Annotated in this window: 20 protein-coding genes; 15 read left to right on the top strand and 5 right to left on the bottom strand. The window is 33.3% G+C overall.

Annotation, left to right across the window (positions count from 1 at the left end):
- Window positions 1–50 precede the first annotated feature (50 nt).
- From kbl to Q9Q97_RS00825, 5 genes are all read left to right on the top strand, one after another.
- Window positions 51–1,244, top strand: coding sequence for a glycine C-acetyltransferase (gene kbl, locus Q9Q97_RS00845; RefSeq protein ID WP_306153487.1), 1,194 nt, complete (start codon window positions 51–53; stop codon window positions 1,242–1,244).
- 113 nt (window positions 1,245–1,357) lie between these two features.
- On the top strand, window positions 1,358–2,809 hold the full coding sequence (locus Q9Q97_RS00840) for an OmpA family protein (RefSeq protein ID WP_306153485.1): 1,452 nt from the start codon (window positions 1,358–1,360) through the stop codon (window positions 2,807–2,809).
- Window positions 2,810–2,872: 63 nt separating this feature from the next.
- Entirely contained in the window at window positions 2,873–5,635 is a 2,763-nt protein-coding gene (locus tag Q9Q97_RS00835) for a PD-(D/E)XK nuclease family protein (RefSeq protein ID WP_306153483.1), read from the top strand.
- Between the two features lie 116 nt (window positions 5,636–5,751).
- Window positions 5,752–5,937, top strand: coding sequence for a hypothetical protein (locus Q9Q97_RS00830; protein WP_306153481.1), 186 nt, complete (start codon window positions 5,752–5,754; stop codon window positions 5,935–5,937).
- Window positions 5,934–6,608, top strand: coding sequence for an ATP-binding cassette domain-containing protein (locus Q9Q97_RS00825; protein ID WP_306153479.1), 675 nt, complete (start codon window positions 5,934–5,936; stop codon window positions 6,606–6,608). The genes Q9Q97_RS00830 and Q9Q97_RS00825 overlap by 4 nt, the downstream gene beginning before the upstream one ends.
- 6 nt (window positions 6,609–6,614) lie before the next feature.
- On the opposite strand, the gene Q9Q97_RS00820 is transcribed toward Q9Q97_RS00825, so the two are convergent.
- Complete coding sequence (locus Q9Q97_RS00820) at window positions 6,615–6,758, bottom strand: hypothetical protein (RefSeq protein ID WP_306153476.1); 144 nt, start codon at window positions 6,756–6,758, stop codon at window positions 6,615–6,617.
- 288 nt (window positions 6,759–7,046) lie between these two features.
- On the opposite strand from Q9Q97_RS00820, the gene Q9Q97_RS00815 reads away from it, so the two are divergent.
- Window positions 7,047–7,367: a hypothetical protein gene (locus Q9Q97_RS00815; RefSeq protein ID WP_095928511.1), complete on the top strand. Its 321-nt coding sequence runs from the start codon at window positions 7,047–7,049 to the stop codon at window positions 7,365–7,367.
- 24 nt (window positions 7,368–7,391) lie between these two features.
- Window positions 7,392–7,766, top strand: a complete 375-nt coding sequence (locus Q9Q97_RS00810; protein ID WP_294788253.1) for a hypothetical protein — start codon at window positions 7,392–7,394, stop codon at window positions 7,764–7,766.
- An 85-nt stretch (window positions 7,767–7,851) separates the two neighbouring features.
- Here the strand turns inward: Q9Q97_RS00810 and Q9Q97_RS00805 are convergent, their stop codons facing one another.
- Window positions 7,852–8,628 carry an alpha/beta fold hydrolase gene (locus Q9Q97_RS00805; protein WP_306153473.1) on the bottom strand — a complete coding sequence of 259 codons (777 nt, stop codon included), beginning with the start codon at window positions 8,626–8,628 and terminating at the stop codon, window positions 7,852–7,854.
- A 166-nt stretch (window positions 8,629–8,794) separates the two neighbouring features.
- Window positions 8,795–9,598: a TIGR00266 family protein gene (locus tag Q9Q97_RS00800; RefSeq protein ID WP_306153471.1), complete on the bottom strand. Its 804-nt coding sequence runs from the start codon at window positions 9,596–9,598 to the stop codon at window positions 8,795–8,797.
- Window positions 9,599–9,776: 178 nt separating this feature from the next.
- Between Q9Q97_RS00800 and Q9Q97_RS00795 the strand changes: the two genes are divergently transcribed.
- Window positions 9,777–10,133 carry a hypothetical protein gene (locus Q9Q97_RS00795; RefSeq protein WP_306153469.1) on the top strand — a complete coding sequence of 119 codons (357 nt, stop codon included), beginning with the start codon at window positions 9,777–9,779 and terminating at the stop codon, window positions 10,131–10,133.
- Window positions 10,134–10,221: 88 nt separating this feature from the next.
- Window positions 10,222–10,740: a ferritin gene (locus tag Q9Q97_RS00790; RefSeq protein WP_306153467.1), complete on the top strand. Its 519-nt coding sequence runs from the start codon at window positions 10,222–10,224 to the stop codon at window positions 10,738–10,740.
- A gap of 63 nt (window positions 10,741–10,803) precedes the next feature.
- Here the strand turns inward: Q9Q97_RS00790 and Q9Q97_RS00785 are convergent, their stop codons facing one another.
- A complete protein-coding gene (locus tag Q9Q97_RS00785) occupies window positions 10,804–12,096 on the bottom strand; it encodes an aminopeptidase P family protein (RefSeq protein WP_306153465.1) in 1,293 nt (430 codons plus the stop codon).
- A gap of 382 nt (window positions 12,097–12,478) precedes the next feature.
- On the opposite strand from Q9Q97_RS00785, the gene Q9Q97_RS00780 reads away from it, so the two are divergent.
- From Q9Q97_RS00780 to Q9Q97_RS00765, 4 genes are all read left to right on the top strand, one after another.
- Window positions 12,479–13,660, top strand: a complete 1,182-nt coding sequence (locus Q9Q97_RS00780; RefSeq protein ID WP_306153462.1) for a hypothetical protein — start codon at window positions 12,479–12,481, stop codon at window positions 13,658–13,660.
- A 72-nt stretch (window positions 13,661–13,732) separates the two neighbouring features.
- Entirely contained in the window at window positions 13,733–14,203 is a 471-nt protein-coding gene (locus Q9Q97_RS00775) for a GNAT family N-acetyltransferase (protein ID WP_306153460.1), read from the top strand.
- A gap of 70 nt (window positions 14,204–14,273) precedes the next feature.
- Complete coding sequence (locus tag Q9Q97_RS00770) at window positions 14,274–15,014, top strand: LytTR family DNA-binding domain-containing protein (RefSeq protein WP_306153459.1); 741 nt, start codon at window positions 14,274–14,276, stop codon at window positions 15,012–15,014.
- A gap of 101 nt (window positions 15,015–15,115) precedes the next feature.
- Complete coding sequence (locus Q9Q97_RS00765) at window positions 15,116–15,670, top strand: hypothetical protein (RefSeq protein WP_306153458.1); 555 nt, start codon at window positions 15,116–15,118, stop codon at window positions 15,668–15,670.
- 263 nt (window positions 15,671–15,933) lie between these two features.
- Here Q9Q97_RS00765 and Q9Q97_RS00760 read toward each other — a convergent pair whose 3' ends face one another.
- The gene (locus tag Q9Q97_RS00760) at window positions 15,934–17,295 is read right to left on the bottom strand and encodes a hydroxymethylglutaryl-CoA synthase family protein (RefSeq protein ID WP_306153456.1); all 1,362 of its coding nucleotides are present in this window, start codon (window positions 17,293–17,295) and stop codon (window positions 15,934–15,936) included.
- Window positions 17,296–17,651: 356 nt separating this feature from the next.
- Between Q9Q97_RS00760 and Q9Q97_RS00755 the strand changes: the two genes are divergently transcribed.
- Together Q9Q97_RS00755 and Q9Q97_RS00750 are read left to right on the top strand one after the other, a co-directional pair.
- Complete coding sequence (locus Q9Q97_RS00755) at window positions 17,652–18,317, top strand: succinate dehydrogenase cytochrome b subunit (RefSeq protein ID WP_306153454.1); 666 nt, start codon at window positions 17,652–17,654, stop codon at window positions 18,315–18,317.
- A 15-nt stretch (window positions 18,318–18,332) separates the two neighbouring features.
- On the top strand, window positions 18,333–20,333 hold the full coding sequence (locus Q9Q97_RS00750) for a fumarate reductase/succinate dehydrogenase flavoprotein subunit (RefSeq protein WP_306153451.1): 2,001 nt from the start codon (window positions 18,333–18,335) through the stop codon (window positions 20,331–20,333).
- Window positions 20,334–20,361: the final 28 nt, after the last annotated feature.

The following is a 20,361-nucleotide window of genomic DNA, read 5'->3' as shown; positions in this document are numbered from 1 at the left end:
GCTATATTATGGTTAAGTTGTTAATTTTTAACGTTTTAAATAAATAAAAAATGTACGGTAAAATAAAAGAACATCTGCAAAATGAGCTGCAGACAATCGAAGAAAATGGAATTTTTAAAAAGGAGCGTGTTATTACTTCTCCACAAGGTGCGGAAATCACAATTTCAACAGGAGAGACAGTATTGAATTTTTGTGCTAATAACTATTTAGGACTTTCGTCACATCCAGAAGTCGTGCAAGCTGCAAAAGATGCAATGGATACTCATGGTTTCGGAATGTCATCTGTTCGTTTCATATGTGGGACACAGGATATTCATAAAACATTGGAGAAAAAAATTGCAGATTTTTATGGTACAGAAGATACTATTTTATACGCTGCTGCTTTTGATGCCAATGGAGGAGTTTTTGAACCTTTATTAGGAGAGAATGATGCAATTATTTCAGATAGTTTAAATCATGCTTCTATTATAGATGGTGTTCGTTTGTGTAAAGCGGCACGTTACCGTTATGAAAATAACAATATGGAAGATTTGGAACAGCAATTAATAAAAGCAAATGAAGCAGGAGCTCGTTTTAAATTAATTGTTACTGATGGAGTTTTTTCTATGGACGGATTAGTAGCGCCTTTAGATAAAATCTGTGATCTTGCCGACAAGTATGATGCCATGGTAATGGTAGACGAGTGTCATGCTGCTGGTTTTATCGGAGCTACAGGAAAAGGAACTCTAGAAGCAAAAGGAGTGATGGGAAGAGTAGATATTATAACAGGTACTCTTGGTAAAGCTTTAGGAGGAGCAATGGGAGGGTATACTACTGCTAAAAAAGAAATAATTGAGTTGTTACGTCAAAGATCTAGACCGTATTTGTTTTCAAATTCTTTGGCGCCAGCAATTGTTGGGGCTTCAATTAAGGTGTTTGAATTATTGGAAAAAGATACTACACTTCGAGATAAATTAGAATGGAATACCAATTACTTTAAAGAAGGTATGAAAAAAGCAGGTTTTGATATCATCGATGGTGATTCTGCAATTGTTCCAGTTATGTTGTATGATGCAAAATTGTCTCAGACAATGGCAAATGAACTTTTGAAACAAGGAATTTATGTAATTGGCTTTTTCTTTCCGGTAGTTCCAAAAGATAAAGCCAGAATACGTGTTCAGCTGTCTGCAGCGCATGAAAAAGAGCACTTGGATAAAGCTATAAATGCCTTCACAGTTGTCGGTAAAATGTTAAAAGTTATATAATTACCACTTTGGTCAAATTTTTGTAGGTTTTTTTTAACATTTCATTTTGTATTTAAAAAATTTGGTGTTACTTTTGCTTGTAATTAACTAAATTGTAATTAAAAAAATTAAGTATGAAACATCTTAACAAACTTTTAGTTGCTGTATTGATGGCGATGGGTTTAAATGCTCACGCGCAAGACAGTAACAATCCATGGGCTATCTCTTTTGGAGTTAATGCCGTGGATACTAGAACAAGTTCGGGTTCAGGAAGTGGATTTTTCGATCAGCACTTCTCTCAGCCATTCGCAGTAAAAGATAACTGGAATATCCTTCCTTCTCTATCTTACATTGGAGTAAACAGATATGTAGGTAGCGGTTTCTCTGTAGGTTTACAAGGATCTGTAAACAAAATTGATAAATTGGTTACTTTTGCTCCAGGATCTGCTGGTCAAGATGCGAGAGGTAACGTAGTTACTAATCCTGGTGATTTAATGTACTACGGAATTGATGCTACTATCAAATACAGCTTCCAAGAATTAATCAAATCTAAAGTGATTGATCCTTCGTTATCTGTTGGTGGTGGTTATACTTTCTTCGGAGATAACAGTTTTGGTACTGTTAACCCAGGTGCAGGTGTTACTTTCTGGTTTACAGATGCTATTGGTCTTGAGTTAGCTACAAGGTACAAATGGGCTGTTGCTGCTAATGAGGATAAACCTCTTGACAGATCTGTGTTCCAACACACTGCAGGTTTAGTTTTCAAATTCGGAGGTAAAGATACTGATGGAGACGGAATCTATGACAAAGATGATGCTTGTCCAGATGTTGCTGGTTTAAAACAATTCAACGGATGTCCTGATACTGATGGTGACGGAATCGTTGATGCTTCTGACGCTTGTCCAGATGTATTTGGTTTAGCTGCATTAAACGGATGTCCTGATACTGACGGAGACGGAATTGCTGATAAAGATGATGCTTGTCCAGATGTTGCTGGTTTAGCTGCTTTAAAAGGTTGTCCTGATACTGACGGTGACGGAATCGCTGATAAAGATGACAAATGTCCTACAGTTGCTGGTCCTAAAGAAAATGGTGGATGTCCATTCTTAGACGCTGACAAAGATGGTGTTGCTGACAAAGATGACGACTGTCCTACAGTTGCTGGTCCTGCTAGTAACAGAGGATGTCCAGAAGTAACTTCTGAGGCATTAGAAGATCTTAAAGTTCAAGCTAGAGCGGTATACTTCAACTCAGGAAAAGCTACTTTCAAAACTGGAGACAAAGAAACTCAAGCTAGATTAGATGCTATTAAAGAAATCCTTAAAAACTATCCAAACGCGAAATTCTCTATCGAAGGACACACAGATAGTACAGGTTCTGCTAAAATCAACCAAAAACTTTCTGAGGACAGAGCTAAAGCTGTTCTTGATGCATTAGTTCAAAGAGGTGTAAACCCAGAGAACTTAGAGTCTAAAGGATTTGGTGCTTCTCAACCAGTTGCTAGTAACAAAACTGCTGCAGGTAAAGCTCAAAACAGAAGAACTGAAATTAGACACATTGGTTCTAAATACCAAGGTAAACTATAATTAGTTTTCTAAATAAATATGAAAAGCCATTCTTAATTGAATGGCTTTTTTTATTTTTATCCTATGGTAAATACTTCTTTTCTTCAAAAAATTGCCTCCGTTGTAATTCAGGATTATGCAGATAAACTTTCTGAGATAACAATAATACTTCCGAATAAAAGGGCAAAAGTTTTTTTGATTGAAGCTCTGAAAAAAGAGACTTCAAAAACTATCGTTGCACCCGAAATTACAAGTATAGAAGATTTTGTTCAAAATGTAGCCTCAATACGGTCAGTTGATTCTATTGAGCTTTTGTTTGAGTTTTACGAAGTTTATTTGTCCGTTACTGAAAAAAAACACCAACAGTCTTTTGAGTTATTTGCAAATTGGGCAAAAACTCTATTGCAAGACTTCAATGAAATTGACAGATATCTTTTAGATCCTTTACATGTTTTGTCTTATCTAAAAGATATTGAAGACATAAAAAAATGGGGGCTTGAAGTCGATCAAAAAACAAAACTTCTAGAAAATTATATTGACTTTTGGAAATTACTTCCATTGTACTACGAGTCATTATATAACCATTTGCTGTTTAAATCAATCGGATATCAAGGGTTGATTTATAGAGAAGCTGTAAATAATCTTAATCATTTTTCGAATACTATTGGAAACCGCACTTTTATTTTTGCAGGATTTAATGCTTTAAATGCTGCTGAGGAAAAAATAGTGCAACATTTGCTTGCTTTGGATCAAGCTAGGATTTATTGGGATGCTGATCAAGCTTTTATTAACGATCCATATCACGATGCGGGGCTTTTTTTGAGACGTTTTAAAGAAAGCTGGAAACACTATAAGTCTAATATCTTTGAGTGGATTGTAGATGATTTTTCTCAGTCAAAAAATATTCAAATTATTGGAACTCCAAAAACGATTGGGCAAGCAAAATTGGCGGGTAGCATTATTGAAAATTTAATAGATCAAAATCCCGATGCTTCGTTAGATAAAGTTGCAGTCGTTCTTGGTGAAGAGAATCTGTTGGTTCCTGTTTTGTATTCGCTGCCATCTTCTGTTGGAGCTTTAAACATTACAATGGGATATTCTGGAAAGAATAATCCGTCGCAGATTTTTGTTGCTAAATTATTTAAAATGCATACAAATGCACTTTCTCGAAAAGGTGGTAGTTATGTATTCTATTACAAAGATGTGTTGGATGTTTTGACACATCCTTTGGTTGAGCCTTATGCAAATGCACAGAGATTGGTAAGAATAATAAAAGAGAATAATTATACTTTCATTACTCATTATAAAATTTTAGAACTTCATCCTGAGCCGTCAAGCTTTTTTAATTTATTATTTGAAAAATGGGAAAGTGGTTCAATTGCGGTTTTAAAAAATATTTCTGCTTTATTAATTGCAATTAAAGAGCATTTCAGCAACGATAACGAAGAAGAAAAGATTGCAAAAGCTTTTGTTTATGGCGTCTTTAAAGTGATAAATAAGCTTATAAATTATTATTCTAAACACCATCATATTGATAATATCGATACCCTTCATTCGATTTATAAGCAAATTATAGATTTGGCAGAAGTGTCTTTTGAAGGTGAACCATTGCGTGGACTGCAGATTATGGGAGTTTTAGAAAGTCGTGTTTTGGACTTTGAAACTGTGATTATAACGTCTATGAATGAAGGAAAATTTCCGGCCGGAAAATCACAGAATTCATTTATTCCTTATGATGTGAAAAAAGAACTTGGGCTTCCAACTTTCAAGGAAAAAGATGCTATTTATACCTATCATTTTTATCATTTATTGCAAAGAGCAAAAAATATTTATCTGATTTACAATACTGAAAATGACGGATTGGATGCTGGAGAAAGAAGCCGTTTTATCACGCAGCTTGAGGTCGAAAAACAGCGAAATCATAATCTTACTTTTGATATTTATAATCCCGTTTTACCAACAACGGCATACGAACCTATTTCTGTTCCGAAATCTGAGATGGTTATGGAGCGTTTGAAGGAAATTGCTGTTAACGGTTTTTCACCATCGGCATTGACCAGCTATATTCGAAATCCTATTGAGTTTTATTTTCAAAAGATATTGAGAATTCGTGAAGTTGAAGAAGTTGAAGAAAATATCGCTTTGAATACTCTTGGAACGATTATTCACGAAACGTTGAAAGCGCTTTATGAGCCTTTTATTGGAAAATTTATTTCTGAAGGCGATCTTTTAAATTGTTATAAATTATTGGACGATGAAGTTCTCAAGCAGTTTAAGTTGGTTTATAAAGAAGGTGAAATCAAAAAAGGGAGAAATCTTTTGGCTTTTGAAGTAGCAAAACGAAATGTTTCTAATTTCCTAAGAATGGAATTAGAGTCTGTAAAAAATAACGAAGCGATTCAAATTGTTGCATTAGAGCAGACTTTTGAACGAGAATTTGTTCACCCAAAACTGCCGTTTCCAGTTTTAATAAAAGGAAATGTAGATAGAATCGAACTTAGAGACGGAAAAATTAGAATTATCGATTATAAGACGGGAAAGGTTGAGAAATCGAATGTGATATTGAAAAGTTGGAACGGATTAACTCAGGAGCTTAAAAACGATAAAATCATTCAGGTTTTGGCGTATGCTTTTATGTTTGAAAAAGAAGCTGGAAACCTTCCGATAGAAGTTGGTATTATTTCATTCAAAAATTTAAAATCTGGATTTTTGCCTTTTGGTTTTAAGGAAGAGAAAGATTTAAATGTTATCGTAACGCCTCAAATATTAAATTCTTACTTAGAAGAAATTGCCAATTTGCTCAGTGAGATTTTTGATATGAATATTCCTTTTGAGGAAAAAATCTAGAAGTTCTTATCAGGAAATTTAGAAACATATTTGAGTTTTATAAGACGACTTTGGTCATGAATTTGGCTATCTCTACTACTGTATTTCTTTTTAGTGGACTTAACAATTTTTTATTGATGATAGCTACACTAGGTTTTGCATTAAGTATCGGATTTAAAGAGATGTATCGTCAGAACGAATATTTGTTTTACATGAACAATGGTTTTTCTAAAGGAAGACTTTTGTTTTACACTTTCTTGCTGAATTTTGTTTTTGTATTTCTGTTTGCGACGGTGCTAATTATAATTCAAAAAGCATTTTGAATAAGCATATTCTAGAAATAAGTGGAATTCAAAAAAGTTTTAATAATAAATTATTACTTTCAGATATTTATTTGAAATTGGAAACGGGACAAATAATCGGTTTGTTTGGCAGAAATGGTTCTGGTAAATCTACATTATTAAAGGTTATATTTGGAATAGTTCCAGCATCAGATAAAAGTATTTTTGTTAACGGAATTTCAAAAAACAATTCATCTTTGTTGTTAAATGAAATTAGTTATCTACATCAAAACCAATTTATTCCAAATCATTTTTCAGTTTTACAAACTGTTTTGTTGGCTGTCGATAAACAAAAAGCACACCTGGTTTGTGAAGATGAATTTTTAAAATCTCTTTTAAATCAAAAAATTAGGAATTTGTCTTTTGGAGAATTAAGATATCTTCAGGTTAAATTAGTACTTTCTAATGAATCAAAATTTGTATTATTAGATGAACCGTTTAGTGGTTTGTCTCCTAAAATGATTGAGATTGTAAGTTTATTAATTAAAGCAAATTCTCAGAAAAAAGGAATCATTATTACTGATCACAATTATAGAAGTGTAGTAGGAATTGCAACAGATTTAAGAATGTTAAGCGGAAGTAAGTTGCAGATAATCAGTAAAAAAGCCGAACTCATTCAAGAAGGTTATCTGACAAGTTCGGCAAATTTTTAGATGCTTTTAGCTAAATATTTTTTTAAAGAAACCTTTTTTAGATTTTTCTCCAGAAGCAGTAGTGTTAATGTGTCCGTTCTCAATACGAAATCTTCTAAACTTTTCCAGTTTTACATTTAGGTCAAAGCGTAATTCGTCAACTGTTTTCATTTAATAAAATTTTTTGCAAAGCTATATAAAAACTTTTGTCAAACACAACATTCTGCAAATGTTAATTTTAGAAATGAGTTTTGTTAAGTGAAATGTTATGTTTTTGATATTATTTGCTTTTTATGTTAATTTTTTTTGCAGATTTTTTGCAAAAAAATAGGATTAATTAAGTGATAAACAAAAGTGACTCAGTACGTTATATTACATCTTTTTTTAACAAGTGTTTATCGCGCAATTGTTAATATTAAAATATCTTTGGCGCTCCAAAAACATGACAAATAAAAGAAAATGATTGATTTACAAACACTAGTAGAAGAGACTGGCGCAGAGTCTGGACTCAGTTTTAATATTGATGGGATCTTAAACGAGTCTGTTAATTTAGAATACGACGGAAATGTTGCAGCAATGATCGGAATGATCTTAAAGATGTGCCTAGAAATGTCAGAAGACGTTAACAATGGAGATCTTAAACAGGTCATGATTAAAAATAACGACGGAATTGTTGTAGCAAGCAAAAATCAAGATGATAATTGTATTGCGTTGCTTTCTAAAGATTTAAGTAAAATGGGTCTATTGCTAAGAAAAATGGATTCTATTTTTAACAACTAATTTAAAACCAAATATTTTAATAACATGTCAGATTTTTTACAAAATTTTCAAAACGATTTAAAAGAAAATGTTAACGGATTTATTGCTGTTTCAGTTACAGAAGTGGAAACAGGAATGTCTTATTGCTCATTAACAGTAAAGCCTGATTTTGATCCAGAATTGGCTTCGGCTTATAATTTAGAAGTTGTAAAAGCTAAATTAAACGCACTTAGAGCTTTAGGGTTAAATCAGAAAATTAATGACATTTTAATTACACTGACAGATCAGATTCATATTATTGATGTTTCTGAAGATGGAAGATATTTTATCTACCTAGCAGTAGATTCTACTAAAGCAAATCTTGGCTTAACAAGAGCGACTCTATCGAAATACAAAAAAGATATTACATCAAAGTTATAATGATATTTTGCCCCCAAGAATGAGAAAAAGGCTGTTTCAACTCTAAGTTAGAAATGGCCTTTTTCGATTTTAATAGTTTTAGTTTTTACTGGAAGAACTCTTGTAAAACGGTTTTGAGTTCTTCTTTGTTTTCAATTTGACTCATATGTCCATCTTCAAAAGAAACTAATTCTGCAGTGGTGTCTTCAATTTGAGAAAGACTTTCTTCGTAATTTAAAACAGGATCTTTTTTTCCTAATATCAATAAAGCTGGAAATCTATTTTCTTTCAAAAGCCATTCTCTATCTTTTCTGATTTTCATTCCTTCCAAAGAAGCAACGATTCCCTGTAAAGGTGCTTTTAAGGCTTCCGTTTTTACTTTCTCAATTTCTTCTGCTAATCGGGTTCGATTATTTTCGCTAAATAAATTTGCAATTGCCAAACTTACAAAGCTTACATAGTTTTGTTTTACAGCTTTAATGGCGCGAGTTCTGTTTAACTTTTTTTCTTCGTTATCTTCTTTTGAAGTAGAATTTTGTAGAACTAATTTTTGAATTTTCTGCGGATATAATTCGGCGAAAGCCAAACCAACATAACCGCCCATAGAATGCCCGTGAATTATTGCTTTTTCGATTTCTAAATTTTCCAAAACTTCATTGACTGCGTAGGCATTTTCTTCCATTGTATGAACATATCCTAAACAATCCGATTCGCCATGACCTAACAAGTCGATTGTAATTACGCGGTATTTCTCTGAAAAAAGCGAGACATATTCTGCCCACATTTTTTTGTTTTCTAAGAAACCATGAAGAAAAACAATCGCATTGCCTTCTCCTGAGTCAGTAAAAGAGATTTTAGTGTTTTTATATAAGATAGTTTTCAAAATAATAGTTTTGATTTAAAACACAAAGTTAGTAATTGATCATACCATATAAGTCATGTAAGTTCATTTCAGTCAAAAAAAAATGAATCGAGTTAATTTTAAATATTTAATATTAGATATAAGGTTTAAAAAGAAACGGCTCTCATTCTGAAAGCCGTTCTATAAATTAAAAACGATTGTCTCCATCTAGAAGATTACCTAATCCGCCGAGCAGACTTCCTTCATCACGACTGTTTCCACCAGATCGTGGTGCCGATGCAATAATTCGATCGGCCAATCTTGAGAATGGTAATGACTGGATATAAACCGTTCCTGGGCCTTTTAAAGTAGCATAAAACAATCCCTCACCTCCAAAAATTGAATTCTTGATACCGCCAATAAATTCAATATCGTAGTCTACATCTTTGGTAAAACCAATAATACAGCCTGTGTCTACTTTTAAAACTTCGCCATGGGCTAATTGCTTTTTGGCCATTGTTCCTCCAGAATGAACAAATGCCATCCCGTCTCCTTCAATTTTCTGCATAATAAAACCTTCACCGCCAAATAAGCCTCGGCCTAATTTCTGAGAGAATTCGATTCCAACAGAAACGCCTTTGGCAGCGCACAAGAAAGAGCTTTTCTGGCAGATAAATTTTCCTTGAAATTCTGTTAAATCAATCGGAAGGATTTTTCCAGGATAAGGCGATGCAAATGAAACTTTACTTTTGGTGTTGCCCTGATTTAAAAAAGCAGTCATGAATAAACTTTCTCCAGTAAGAACTCTTTTTCCTGCATTCAAAAGTTTGCCAAACAAACCAGATCCTTGCTGTTGAGAACCATCGCCAAAAATGGTTTCCATCTGGATATTGTTTTCCATCATCATAAAACTGCCAGCTTCGGCAATTACAATTTCTTGCGGGTCCAATTCTATCTCGACATACTGCATTTCTTCTCCAAAAATCTGATAATCTATTTCGTGTGATTGCATAATTTCTAAGTTATTTGTTTTTAAAATTAGTCGAAAACCACTCTAGAATGTTACAGATTTTAGTGTTCTAAACATCTTTTTCAAAACAAAACATGATTTTGTTATTTTAAATTAGTCTTAATTATGTTTTTATTTGCTTTAAATTATATATTTTTGCATCGTTAATAATTTTTTTAGAATGGCATTAGTTAGTGATTCGACCAACCAAGTATTATTTGAAACCGAAAAAGGATACAGTTATCAATGTGATTTGACCAATACTATCGTTATCAATTTTGTTGATACCGTGTCAAGTTATAAAATTCATGATTTTTTGATTTTTCAAAGAAAGGTTAATAATGTCGATATTTTGAATATGCTTTATGACTTGTCTGATAAGTCAGATGCACAGCTGATTGAGACTACTAAAAGAAATTTTTCCAGAAATCTTACCATCTGCGAAATAGTGCAGCTTAGAGAATTATTGAACGGAACTAAATTTACGCTCAACCTTCATTCTATGCTTTGTAATGTTTTAAAAGCGGAGCTTATTTAGATTCTTACTTAGATTAAATCCAAATTTTCAGACATTTACGGCACTTCGGTCTAATTTTAGTAATTTTACATTATTAAAATTTAAGACTATGAAAGATTTACTAAGAACAAGCACTTCATTAACTGAAGGGATTGAAAATATATTGAACTTACAGGCAAAATTAGAAAGCGACGCTTCAAACAAATATTTAGCTATGGCAGCATGGTTGGATAGAAATGGCTATGCTAATACAGCATCTTACTTGTATAAGCAAGCCGAAGAAGAAAGAGAGCATTTTCTAAAAGTTTTCAAATATATTACAGATATGGGAGGGATTGCAGTTACGCCATCTAATCCAGAAGTACAGCAGGAATTTGCTTCTTTGAGAGAAGTATTTGAAATTGCTTTACAAAATGAAATTGCAGTTACTCAAGCGGTTAATAAAGTAATTGCAAAATGTAGAGCTGAAAACGACTACGCTACAGAAGATTTCATGATGTGGTATGTTGCTGAGCAAAGAGAAGAAGAGAAAAACGCAAGAAGAGCATTAGAGCTTTTTGAGTTGATCGACGAAAATGAAGCTGCTGGTAAATTCCAATTGGATGTACAGATAGCAAAAATCGGATAATTAAAACTGATTTTTATAAAAATAAAAAGCCCTTAATAATTCAATATTAAGGGCTTCTTTTATTTATTCATTCATCAAAGTTTCAATCTCATCAGCTTCAACAGGAATGTTTCGCATTAAGTTGAAAGGTTCTCCTTTTTCCTGAACCACAACATTATCTTCAAGACGGATTCCGAATTTTTCTGCTGGAATGTAAATTCCTGGTTCTACCGTGAAAACCATATTCGGTTTCATTGGTTCGTGAAGCAATCCGTAATCGTGAGTGTCTAGTCCCATGTGGTGAGACGTTCCGTGCATGAAATATTTTTTGTAAGCTGGCCATTCTGGATTTTCGTTCTGAACATCAGCTTTATCTAATAAGCCTAAACCAAGCAATTCAGAAGTCATAATTTTACCTACTTCAATATGGTATTGTTTCCAAAGCGTTCCAGGAGTAAGCATTTTTGTAGCTTCATTTTTAACTCTTAAAACCGCGTTGTAAACCGCTTTTTGGCGATCTGTAAAACGTCCAGAAACTGGAATTGTTCTTGTCATATCGCTTGAATAATTAGCGTATTCTGCAGCAACATCCAATAATAGTAAATCTCCTGCTTTACATTGCTGATTATTTTCGATGTAATGCAAAACATTCGCATTGTTTCCAGAAGCAATAATTGGCGTGTAAGCAAAACCTTTTGAGCGGTTACGGATAAATTCGTGTGCCAATTCAGCTTCTACTTCATATTCTGTAACATTTGGTCTTACAAAACCTAATAATCTGCGGAAACCTTTTTCTGTAATATCACAAGCGTGCTGAATCAAATCGATTTCTTCGCTTTCTTTTACAGAACGAAGTCTTTGTAAAATTGGGTTGCTTTTTGCCACATTGTGTGCTGGATAACGCTCTTTCCACCATTTTACAAAACGAGCTTCACGAGTTTCTGTTTCAACAGTTGCACGATAATGTTCGTTGGTGTTGATGTACATCGTATCAGCGTACGTCATCATTTCGTTCAAAACTTTATGAAAATCCTGTAACCAATAAACAGTTCTGATTCCCGAAACCTGAAAAGCGCGTTCTTTAGTCAGTTTTTCACCTTCCCAAACTGCAATATGATCATTCGTTTCTCTCAAGAAAAGAATTTCTCTCTGATGCTCATAAGGCGCATCTGGAAATAAAAGCAAAACACTTTCTTCCTGATCGACACCGCTCAGATAAAAAATATCTCTGTGCTGCGCAAAAGGAAGTGTACTGTCGGCACTAATTGGGTAAATGTCATTTGAATTGAACACGGCAACAGAATTAGGTTTCATTTCTGCCATGAACTTTCTGCGGTTTTTTACAAAAAGACCACTGTTTATTTGATGATATTTCATAATTATTTCATTTTTGAACTTCGAATTTCAAAATTACATATTTTAAGGATTTTAAGCGAAATAGATTTATTAAAGTTTTCTTATTTGTTTTGGTTCTAGAGTTTTTGCCACGAAGGCGTAAAGGCGCAAAGTTATTTTTAACCTTTGAAAGGGCGTTGCATTATTTTGCTCGCAAAGTCGCTAAGACGCAAAGTTTCGACTTCTTTTGTCCTCCTGAGCAAATCGAAAGATCAGCGTAAAGTGTTTTGTTATTATCATTAAAAATAAGCCTAATTTTTTTCAGGCTTGGTAATTAAAATAATCCTAATACGGTTTCCCGTAAAAAACTTTATCAATTATTATTAATATTTGCGTACAGAAAAAAATAAAAACAAACTTACCTATGAAATTGAAAAAATACTATTTAACCACATTATTTCTTGTGTCACTTTTAGTGCAATCGTGTGCAACAGTTGAAGATGTTGCATTGAGTGCTGAAAATGAAATTCAATCTTTTACAATAACGAGAGGCGAGCTTTCAAAAGAGTTTGAAATTTCTGATGATTCTATTACTGGAATAGTAGAAAGTAATTTTGAATTAAACGATTTGACTCTCAAAGTTTTAATCTCTAAAGGAGCAAAAATAAATCCTGACCCAGCTACAATCAAATCAATTACTGCTCCATTTGCTTTGACAGTTATAGCTGAAAATGGTGAAGATAGAGTTTATAATGTAGATATTAAAAGAGAACCTAGTGTTGAGAATTCTGTTTTAGAATTTAATTTGACTAATGAAGCTTTTACAACTACAGCCAAAATAAATTTAGAAAACGGAGAGATTACAAAAAGAATTCCTGAATTTGTTGATTTGAAAAATTTAAGCATCGATTTGAAATTTTCAAAATATGCTACAATTTCACCAGATCCAAAAACGATAAAAGATTATTCTTCGCCAGTGAGTTTTACCGTTAAGTCAGAATCTGGATTAGAAAAAGTTTATCAGGTTAAGTTTGAATATATGAATAATGATAGATTTCAATCCTGTACAGATGCAAATTCAGACAAATGGTTTGGAGGAGATGATAGAACAAATGTTCCCGATATTTTGCCTTTTGATAGAAATGTAGGAACTGGTCAGACTATTATAGTTGATAAAGATTTAGTTCCTTCAGTTTTTAGTGTCGATTTAAAGGGTGGTTTTAGATATTTTCAAGGAAATACTAACTATGACAAAGCAGTTACCTTAAAATTGGTTGTAAGAGATGAAAATTCTAAAATTTTAGCAACAACTACTACAGATGTTCCAGCTGGTTTTAGCGGTGGTATGATTCCTTTTGACTTAACCCAACACAATATTTTTATGGAAGCTGGAAAAAAATATAAGATGTTTTGGTATGTTGTTAATGGAGATGTAATTGGTGTAAATTCTGGAAGTAATGCTAACTCCAGTAATGGCTCAGGATTTTGTTTCAATTCTGGATGGGCTGGAGAATCTAAAAAAAGTAAAAATACGACACTAGAAGATTTAAGTGTTTGGTATGAGCACTGGTGGCACTTTAATATTGAATTGGAAGGAAAAGAATAAAAACCGAAAACCGAAGCTTATGCTTCGGTTTTTTATTTGCTGTCTAGTTTGTGTTTGGTTTTAAAATTAGAAATGTGTAATCTTGATGTAGAGAAGATTATAATTATGAAGCCAAACATCAACATAAGAAAAATCCAAACCCAAGATCTAGATTTCGTCTACAAATCAATATGCGAGCTCGAAAATGAAGTTTTTGATTTCGAAACTTTCAATGATATTTTCATTGAAAACATTTCAAACCCAAATCATCTTTATTTAATCGCCGAAAGCGGAAATGAAAGTTTAGGTTTCATAACATTTCATGTTCAAAATTTAATGCATCATTGCGGTTTGGTTGGTGAAATTCAAGAATTTTTTATCGACAGAAATCACCGTGGAAAAGGCGTTGGAAGAAAATTAGTTGATGAAATAATTCTCTATTCAAAGCAAAATAATCTAAAAAGTATTGAAGTTACTACAAACAAAAAGCGAGTTGAGAATGTGGCAATTTATGAAAATCTGGGTTTTACTTTGAGCCATAATAAGTTTACTATTTTAAAATAAAAAAAACTTTGCGAACCTTGCGTAGTTCCTTGCGTTCTTTGCGGTTAAACAAAATTCTGCATCTTAAGAAATGAACAAACTAAATCCATCCATAAAACACCATTTAATAGTTGGAATGCTCATTAGTGTTTGGCTTTTCGTTTTTGCATTCATTATAAGACCTTTTGACGACGGAACTATAAATTTTCAATCTTGGCTTTTAATAAGTGTTGGCTTTAGTTTACTGGCTTTTTTATGTTATGGAATTCTCGCAATCATTCAAAAAATGATTTACAAGAAACTTTCAACTTGGAATATTACATTAGAAATTAGCGGAATAGTCTTTTTTTATCTGATTTATTTACTCGGAGTTTACACTTATTACAAAAGTCCAGTTCTAAACGGCGGATATAATTTTACTGAATTCCTCACTATAATTTTCATCAAAGTTGCACTAATTCTAACTCCAGTAATTATTCTCGCAAGAAGATATTTAATTAAGCTGATTCCGGTAAAAGAAGATGTTCTGATTTTTAAAGGAGAAAATAAACACGACATTTTAAAAATCAAAAAAGCCGATTTGGTTTGTATTTCGAATGCGCAAAATTATGTCGAGATTTTTTATATCGAAAATGATAAACTTCACTCTAAACTTATTCGGTCTTCGCTTAAAAAGATACAGGATGATTTTACTTTTTTATTGCAAATTCATCGTTCACATTTAATAAATCCGCTCCATTTTAAGTCTTGGAAAGATTCAAATACAATTGTTTTGACACAAATTGAACTTCCTGTTTCTAAAAATTATAAAGAAGTTGTGTTGGCTTTGTAAATTTCGTACCTAAAAAGATATGTTTTATACCTAAGCTTGTAAAATCAGTAGTTTAGAGGTTTTCTTGTTCTAGTTTTGTTTTTCAATTTTAAAACAATTATATGAAAACAAAGCATCTTTGCCTTCTCGGATTATTATTTTTTCTTCTCAGTTATCTCTTATTTTCCAAAGTTCTCCCAGATTTTAATATACCAATAGATTTGCCTCATTTATTTAATATAATTGGGGCTTGTCTATTGTTGTCTTTTAATGATGTCTTTTCGAAAAACAGATTGAATTCTATTGCTTCTTTTATAACATCTTTAGGTGTTGTTGCTCACATCGGACTTTGTACAATTGATTTTATTATGTTCAGTTTTGGGAATGATGATCTTGCTAAAGCCGAATTGAGTAATCATATTAATAATTCGCCCTTTATTTTATATCCTTTTATAATAGTTGGGCCTTCTTTGCTTTTTATTGGGTTGTCTTTGCATGCATTACGATTCATTAAAACAAATGCAATCAATTCTATTATGGTTTTCCTGTCTTCAGTGGCAATTGGTTTTTCATTTTTTATATTGAAAAATGGAGTTTATATGTTGTTGAGCTGTTTGATTTTTGTTTTAGGATTGGGATTTTTGTTGTTTAGAAAGGAAGAAAAGTTAATTAGATAATTTGTCAATTTGATAATTAGATAATTCCCCGATTTTGCGCATGACCTTTGTCAAAGTTTTAAACTTTGATAAAGGATTTTTTACTTGTCATTCTGAGGAACGAAGAATCTCACAAGGAATTCCGCAAACAAATTCACTAATCTTTGACGAAATACTAATGCGATTCTTCGTTCCTCAGAATGACAAAAATGTGTATAAAAAAACCGAAACAATTAAGTTTCGGTTTCTATTTGGAATTTGGAATTTTTTATTGGAATTTTAATCTATTCCACCCATTTATAATATCTTGCTCCAATCAAAACAGGAATTTCCTTTTCGATTCTGTCTAAAACCCATTCTTGTTTTGGAGTTCTTACGCTTTGCTTTAGTTCTTTTTTATGAAGACCTTCATAAGTATTGAAATCAATTTCTACGCTTTCTGTTAAATTTTTAAAAAGCTTCACATTTGCTAAAGCTGATTTCCATTCTGGCTGAATTGTTCCTTCAAAAACTTTCGATTTCGATCCGCTTCCGTAAGCTAAGAAGCCGAATTTTTCTCCGGCAACTTCTTTATTAGTATCATAAAAATGAGCCAAAGTCGATAACAATCCCATGAAAATAGAACCTGTATAAAGGTTTCCTATTAACGAAGAAGCCAATTCTGCAGGCTGTAATTTTTGAGTTACAAAACTTCTGTAATCATCAGATTTTGCCACTTCTTTGATTTTGGTTTGATAATCTGCAGGTGCAATATCATCAGCAATAATTTTCTCAGTATTGTCTAAAGCGTAGATTTCAGACAACATTCTGCGACCTTGAAAAGAATAAGGTAAGTGCATTACAATGCTGTGCCAAGTATTGTATAAAGTTTCGGTAGTATTTTTTAATTTTTTGAATGAAAAGTAAGCATTTCGCGTACGATCCATATAACATTGATTCGAATATTGACCGTCAAATACCGGCTGATCTTTATGGATTTCGATTTCGGCTTCTAAATTGTCAAACCAAGAATCGTTGTTTGTATTTTTGGTAATTTCTTCTTTTGAAATCGTTCTGTAAGGCTTAAAGAAATCGAAAACCCCTTTTGTGCTTGTTGCCCAATTCTCATCAAAAGCAATAATTTTTGGGTTTGCAGCAATTAACATTGCGACAGCTCCAGCACCTTGAGTATATTCTCCGCCAGAATTTAAATCGTATTTAGCAAAATCACTTGTAACTACAATCGCTTTTTTCGTCGGGTTTAATTTTACAAAATCCAAACAGTTTTGCATCGCATCGACACCTCCGATACAAGCGAAAGTAAAATCGACAACATCGCATTCAGCCAAAGCATCTTCGCCAAATTTTTGCTCCATTAAGCTAATTAAATAAGAAGCAATTGGCTTAGAACTGTCAACACCGCTTTCGGTACCAACATAAATACGGCTGATTTCGTTAAGGTTTATATTGTTGTTATGAATCAATTTGGTTAAAGCATTTGCTCCAAAAACAACAGCGTCTTGGTGAACGTCTGGAAAAGTCATTTTTAGTAATCCAAGACCTTTTTCTAATTTTTCTGGTTCAATATTTCTGGCAACAGCCAAAGTTTTTATGGGTAAATGTATGTTTGCTACATCAAATGAGATAGCATCAATTCCTGTTTTCATTCTTAATTTTTTGAGCCGCTAAAGGTAAAACTATGTTGTGGAATGACAATTTTTTACTTAGACAAAATTTCTGCTGAACATCACTTTTAAAGAAAACAAATCAAAACTTTGAATAAAATAACAATATGATAAATTTTTGGTAATCTACTTAGAGGGTAATTTTTTCTTTAAGTCTTAAAAAGCAGTGTCTTGACGTTTTCCATAGTGAATTATTTTTTAGCAGCTTCATTTTTGTACGTAAAAATACGTAGAAAGGGGCTATTTTAAAATCATTATAAATAACAGCGAAATGGTTGTAGTTCTTTTGTAATTGAGTTATTTTTGTCTAATTTTTTAAAACAAACTACTTAACACTTATGGCACAATCTGCACAGTTGAATGCTTCCATCTTAAAGAAAGTAGCAATGGCTCTTTCGGGAATATTCTTAATCACGTTTTTAGCGCTGCATGTTACCTTAAATTTTATTTCTATTTTGAGTGAACCCGTTTTTAACGAAGTTTCTCATTTTATGGGTTACAATCCGCTAATACAATATGTAATGCAGCCAGTTTTGGCATTCGGAGTAATTTTGCACTTCGTAATGGGATTTGTTCTTACTGCTCAAAACAGCGCGGCAAGACCAATTTCGTACGCAAAGTACAATGGAGCAGCAAACGCTTCTTGGAGTTCTAGAAATATGATTATTTCTGGATTGGTTATTTTGGCATTCTTAGTATTGCACTTTTATGATTTCTGGTTTCCTGAATTAAGCTATAAATATGTAGCAGGTACAGCTCCAGACGCTACAAGATATTATGGTGAGTTAGTTCACAAATTTCACAGTCCAGTTCGTACAGGATTATACTGTATTTCTTTTATCCTTTTAGGATTTCACTTATGGCACGGATTTGCATCTTCTCTTCAATCAATGGGAATGCACAATAAATATTCAAGATTTTTGGCAAAAGTAGGTTACTGGTTTGCAGTTGTTGTACCAGCAGCTTTTGTAATTATCGCACTTTTTCATCATTTCAACCAATAATTAATATCAATTATAATGGCATTAGATTCAAAAATTCCAAATGGTCCTATAGCGGACAAATGGACAAATTATAAAGATCATATTAATTTAGTAAACCCAGCTAACAAACGTAATTTAGATATTATTGTTGTTGGTACAGGTTTGGCTGGAGGTTCGGCTGCGGCTACTCTAGCAGAGTTAGGATATAACGTAAAAGCATTCTGCTTCCAAGATTCTCCACGTCGTGCGCACTCTATTGCAGCACAAGGGGGTATCAACGCGGCAAAAAACTATAAAGGAGACGGTGACTCTGTTTACAGATTATTTTACGATACTGTAAAAGGAGGAGATTACCGTGCTCGTGAAGCAAACGTTCACCGTTTGGCTGAAGTTTCTGCAAACATCATCGACCAGTGTGTGGCTCAAGGGGTGCCATTGGCTCGTGAGTACGGCGGACTTCTTGACAACCGTTCTTTTGGAGGAACTTTGGTTTCTCGTACATTCTACGCACAAGGACAAACTGGACAACAATTATTGTTAGGAGCTTATTCTGCAATGAACCGTCAGATTGGTCGTGGAAAAATCAAAATGTACAACCGTCACGAAATGCTTGACATTGTAATCGTGAACGGAAAAGCGAGAGGTATTATCGCTCGTAACTTAATCACTGGAGAAATAGAAAGACATTCTGCTCACGCTGTAGTAATTGGTTCTGGAGGATACGGAAACGTATTTTTCCTTTCAACAAATGCTATGGGATCAAACGCAACAGCAGCTTGGAAAATTCATAAAAAAGGAGCGTTCTTCGCAAATCCTTGCTACACACAAATTCACCCAACATGTATTCCCGTTTCTGGAGATCACCAGTCAAAATTGACTTTGATGTCTGAATCATTACGTAATGACGGTCGTATTTGGGTTCCTGCAAAATTAGAAGATGCTCAGGCAATTCGTGAAGGAAGAAAAAAAGCAACTGATTTATCTGAAGCAGAAAGAGATTATTTCTTAGAAAGAAGATATCCTGCTTTTGGTAACCTTGTACCTCGTGACGTTGCGTCTCGTGCGGCTAAAGAAAGATGTGATGCTGGTTTTGGAGTTAACAAAACGGGAGAAGCAGTTTACTTAGATTTCGCAGCAGCGATCAAACGTTACGGAACTGAAGAAGCTTACGTAAAAGGTTTAGATGCTAATGATTCAGCTTTAGTAACTAAATTAGGAACTGCAATCGTAAAAAGTAAATACGGAAACTTATTCCAAATGTACTTGAAAATTGTAGACGAAGATCCTTATGTAACGCCAATGATGATTTACCCAGCGGTTCACTACACAATGGGTGGAACTTGGGTTGATTACAACTTAATGACTACAATTCCTGGATGTTTCTCAATTGGAGAATCTAACTTCTCTGACCACGGAGCAAACAGACTTGGAGCTTCTGCTTTAATGCAAGGTTTAGCTGATGGATATTTCGTATTGCCTTATACTATCGGAGATTATTTAGCTCCAGATATTAAAATGGGTGAAATTTCTACAGATTTGCCAGAATTCGTTGAAGCGGAGAAAGCGGTAAAAGATCAAATCGAGAAATTTATCAATAACAACGGTAAACATTCTGTAGATTATTTCCACAAAAAATTAGGGAAAATCATGTGGGATAAAGTAGGTATGGCTCGTAATGCTAAAGGTTTAACTGAAGCTATCGAAGAAATTGCTGCTTTACGTGAAGAGTTTTATAGAGATGTAAAAGTGCCAGGAAGCGCTAACGAATTTAATCAGGAATTAGAAAAAGCAACTCGTGTTGCCGATTTCTTAGAATTAGGAGAATTGTTCGCGAAAGATGCTTTACACCGTAATGAATCTTGTGGAGGTCACTTCCGTGAGGAATACCAGACAGAAGAAGGAGAAGCACTTCGTGATGACGATAACTTTGCTTACGTTGCAGCTTGGGAATACAAAGGAAAACCAAGTGATGCGGTATTACACAAAGAACCTCTGAATTACGAAAACATTAAATTAGTTCAAAGAAGCTACAAATAGTATTTGAATATTGATTCAATACTTAAAA

Source organism: Flavobacterium sp. DG2-3 (assembly GCF_030730925.1).
GTDB lineage: Bacteria > Bacteroidota > Bacteroidia > Flavobacteriales > Flavobacteriaceae > Flavobacterium.
Note: the sequence above shows the minus strand (reverse complement) of the source record. Positions and strands in the feature narration are given on the sequence as shown.

Coding starts and splice junctions, on each gene's coding strand:
- Q9Q97_RS00790 (WP_306153467.1), top strand. CDS start 10,222: ATGAAAGATTTACTAAGAACAAGCACTTCATTAACTGAAGGGATTGAA.
- Q9Q97_RS00775 (WP_306153460.1), top strand. CDS start 13,733: ATGTGTAATCTTGATGTAGAGAAGATTATAATTATGAAGCCAAACATC.
- Q9Q97_RS00765 (WP_306153458.1), top strand. CDS start 15,116: ATGAAAACAAAGCATCTTTGCCTTCTCGGATTATTATTTTTTCTTCTC.
- Q9Q97_RS00785 (WP_306153465.1), bottom strand. CDS start 12,096: ATGAAATATCATCAAATAAACAGTGGTCTTTTTGTAAAAAACCGCAGA.
- Q9Q97_RS00795 (WP_306153469.1), top strand. CDS start 9,777: ATGGCATTAGTTAGTGATTCGACCAACCAAGTATTATTTGAAACCGAA.
- Q9Q97_RS00780 (WP_306153462.1), top strand. CDS start 12,479: ATGAAATTGAAAAAATACTATTTAACCACATTATTTCTTGTGTCACTT.
- Q9Q97_RS00770 (WP_306153459.1), top strand. CDS start 14,274: ATGAACAAACTAAATCCATCCATAAAACACCATTTAATAGTTGGAATG.
- Q9Q97_RS00810 (WP_294788253.1), top strand. CDS start 7,392: ATGTCAGATTTTTTACAAAATTTTCAAAACGATTTAAAAGAAAATGTT.
- Q9Q97_RS00750 (WP_306153451.1), top strand. CDS start 18,333: ATGGCATTAGATTCAAAAATTCCAAATGGTCCTATAGCGGACAAATGG.
- Q9Q97_RS00800 (WP_306153471.1), bottom strand. CDS start 9,598: ATGCAATCACACGAAATAGATTATCAGATTTTTGGAGAAGAAATGCAG.
- kbl (WP_306153487.1), top strand. CDS start 51: ATGTACGGTAAAATAAAAGAACATCTGCAAAATGAGCTGCAGACAATC.
- Q9Q97_RS00755 (WP_306153454.1), top strand. CDS start 17,652: ATGGCACAATCTGCACAGTTGAATGCTTCCATCTTAAAGAAAGTAGCA.
- Q9Q97_RS00840 (WP_306153485.1), top strand. CDS start 1,358: ATGAAACATCTTAACAAACTTTTAGTTGCTGTATTGATGGCGATGGGT.
- Q9Q97_RS00820 (WP_306153476.1), bottom strand. CDS start 6,758: ATGAAAACAGTTGACGAATTACGCTTTGACCTAAATGTAAAACTGGAA.
- Q9Q97_RS00760 (WP_306153456.1), bottom strand. CDS start 17,295: ATGAAAACAGGAATTGATGCTATCTCATTTGATGTAGCAAACATACAT.
- Q9Q97_RS00830 (WP_306153481.1), top strand. CDS start 5,752: ATGATAGCTACACTAGGTTTTGCATTAAGTATCGGATTTAAAGAGATG.
- Q9Q97_RS00835 (WP_306153483.1), top strand. CDS start 2,873: ATGGTAAATACTTCTTTTCTTCAAAAAATTGCCTCCGTTGTAATTCAG.
- Q9Q97_RS00815 (WP_095928511.1), top strand. CDS start 7,047: ATGATTGATTTACAAACACTAGTAGAAGAGACTGGCGCAGAGTCTGGA.